The organism is Providencia sp. PROV268 (genome assembly GCF_028477805.1).
Lineage (GTDB): Bacteria > Pseudomonadota > Gammaproteobacteria > Enterobacterales > Enterobacteriaceae > Providencia > Providencia stuartii.
The window spans coordinates 1-2171 of sequence record NZ_JAMPLW010000007.1; the positions used below are offsets into that span (position 1 = coordinate 1).

Consider the following 2171-nt stretch of genomic DNA (forward strand, 5'->3'; position numbering starts at 1 on the left):
AGCGATATCGGGTTTCTGGTAGTTTTTTATGATTTTCGCTTTGATGAAAAATCGATAATCATCATCACCCAGTACAGAGGAACCTTTTAAAGAATCACCATAACGATAAAATACGCCAGCGTTAAAACCTAACGCCCCCTCTATCCCTAAAAAACCAAAGTAATCTTTAGGAACAAGGGATTTCATGACACGGCTAATGCCCACATGCTTACCGATTAAATCAAGGCCATAGCCCGTAGAAGTGTCGATATTTAAAATGGCCGATAACGTAATGACCGATTCAAAGAGTTGCTTTGTTTCAGAAAGCAAAAGCCCGACGGTTTGTCGGGCTTTAGGTTTTCCTCGGTACTGCCAAATCAAAAAGTCTTCGCGTGGTTTACTCAATCAGTACCTCCACATCTTCCGGTCTGATTTGTGCACACTGACGAATACCCACGGAAACCGCCTCGCTACCATTCACCGTAATGGATTTAATGTAGAAGCCTTGAACGGCATTCACTTGGCAAGTTAGTCGCATAGCGTAGACGGACTCACCAATATCAAACTCAGTTGCTGCCAATGAATTTTTAATACTATCGGTATCGATATCTTCAAAACCGCCTACACGCTCAAGCACCAGTTTAACGTTGACGTTAACGAGCGTAGCTCGGTCAAAATAGACTGTGCGAGGCGCACCGGCATAATCCTGTGTATTGCTGATGCTCCCAATAATCCCACAACCGCCTATCTTTTTTTGCAGTAGGGTTAAGCCAATATCATTATCACTTCCACCTATCACAACCGCATTTAAGGAATGCGGTGGAATACCTTTAGTATCAGTCTGATGTGTATAGTTTTCATACACCTTAGCTTGTTTTACATCGGGCAAATTCAATAACGCCGCTTCCAGCCCCTGATAATCATCATGGTTGTTGATAGAATGCGACCGCATAAACCGTAATAACAAATTGCCATCCGTTTCCTCAAAAGCGCCCTCTTTTGCCGCTTTTGTGGTTGTGATGCTATCAACCCCAATGGTCACCGTGTCCATGGTTAAGGGGCGATTTGCTGGCAACGAAAAAGCGCCAAGCTCCTGACTTCGTAGATCCACTCTTGCGGAGCCGTTACTCCCTAACGTGACATCCGCCAATGTGACCCACTTAGTATTGTTGTCATCCGTAAATAGGCTGTCTTTACGCACGATAACGCCTTGCTTACCGGTGATAATGACATCATCAAGGTAGCTGTAATCCGCACCACGACGCACAATACCGGCATACATTGCACGTTGCTCTAACCATGATCCCATTGCTTTGTAAGGGTCAAGCATTTGTGCGACCATCGCGATAGCCTGATTAATGTTTTCTATTTCTTGTGAGAATAAACCGATCATTTGACCGTCAGGACTATCCGCATCCAGATTAATATCATCCCCATAAATGCGCTTAAATCCTTCCGTTAAGCGTTGATGAACATCCGTTAGGCTATCAATGACAATGCCCGTATCAGTAATTTGGAGCATGTGTATTTACCTCATTTTCATGGCCATAAATATCAATGTAAGTCACGGTAATGGTCATTGTGCGAGTATCCGCATTCAGCGTGATGTCAAACGCCGTAATTTTCTCCACACCTTGCGTGTTCAATACCGTACTTTTAATTTCCGATTCCATCGCTATCATGTTGGGATTTTTACGTAAGTAATCGAACCATCGCACACCATGTTCGGGATTGAGAAACCAATCGTTGCGTAAGGATAGCAATCGTGTTAGTACCGACTGACTAATAGCTTCAGATTGTGTTGCATAATCCGCACGACCGCTGCCAAACGTCCAGTCGTGGTTATCATCTAATCGTCTGACTTTCATTTATTTGGCTTTCCTGTATTTCCGCCGTGACTATCAGGGTGATCATGATTTTCAACATCAACACCACCAAAAACGCCTTTTGCTGCAGATATTTTACCGGTTGATGTTGCTTCACCTTCAACTTGGCTCCAGTTCCCTTTTTGCGTATGTTGGCCTGTTTGCTCACTGTTGCCTTCATGCTCAATATCGCCTTTGATTTTAATTTTCCCTTTCTGTAGACGAATAAAGGTCGAACCATCATCGGTTTGCATTGAGAGTGCATCACTCGAATAGTCAGGGATTTTATTGGGTTGGCTACTGCCTTGCGGTAAAAAGAAGGCATCT

Annotated in this window: 3 protein-coding genes and 1 pseudogene; all 4 read right to left on the minus strand. The window is 43.8% G+C overall.

The annotated features are described in order from the left end of the window. Positions 1–384, minus strand: a 384-nt coding sequence (locus PR699_RS06735; protein WP_272573008.1) for a DUF2612 domain-containing protein, incomplete at its 3' end; no start/stop codon positions are given. Continuing rightward, entirely contained in the window at positions 377–1501 is a 1125-nt protein-coding gene (locus PR699_RS06740; RefSeq protein WP_154640049.1) for a baseplate J/gp47 family protein, read from the minus strand. The genes PR699_RS06735 and PR699_RS06740, both read right to left, overlap by 8 nt. Then, positions 1485–1847 (minus strand): hypothetical protein, encoded by a 363-nt coding sequence (locus PR699_RS06745; protein WP_154640050.1) that lies wholly within the window; start codon positions 1845–1847, stop codon positions 1485–1487. Before PR699_RS06745 ends, PR699_RS06740 begins: the two co-directional genes overlap by 17 nt. Continuing rightward, positions 1844–2171 (minus strand): annotated as a pseudogene (locus PR699_RS06750) (baseplate protein); the annotation flags it as partial. The pseudogene PR699_RS06750 and the gene PR699_RS06745, both read right to left, overlap by 4 nt.

Excerpts from the sequence above, each read along its gene's own strand:
- PR699_RS06740 (WP_154640049.1), bottom strand. The coding sequence starts at position 1,501 with ATGCTCCAAATTACTGATACGGGCATTGTCATTGATAGCCTAACGGAT.
- PR699_RS06745 (WP_154640050.1), bottom strand. The coding sequence starts at position 1,847 with ATGAAAGTCAGACGATTAGATGATAACCACGACTGGACGTTTGGCAGC.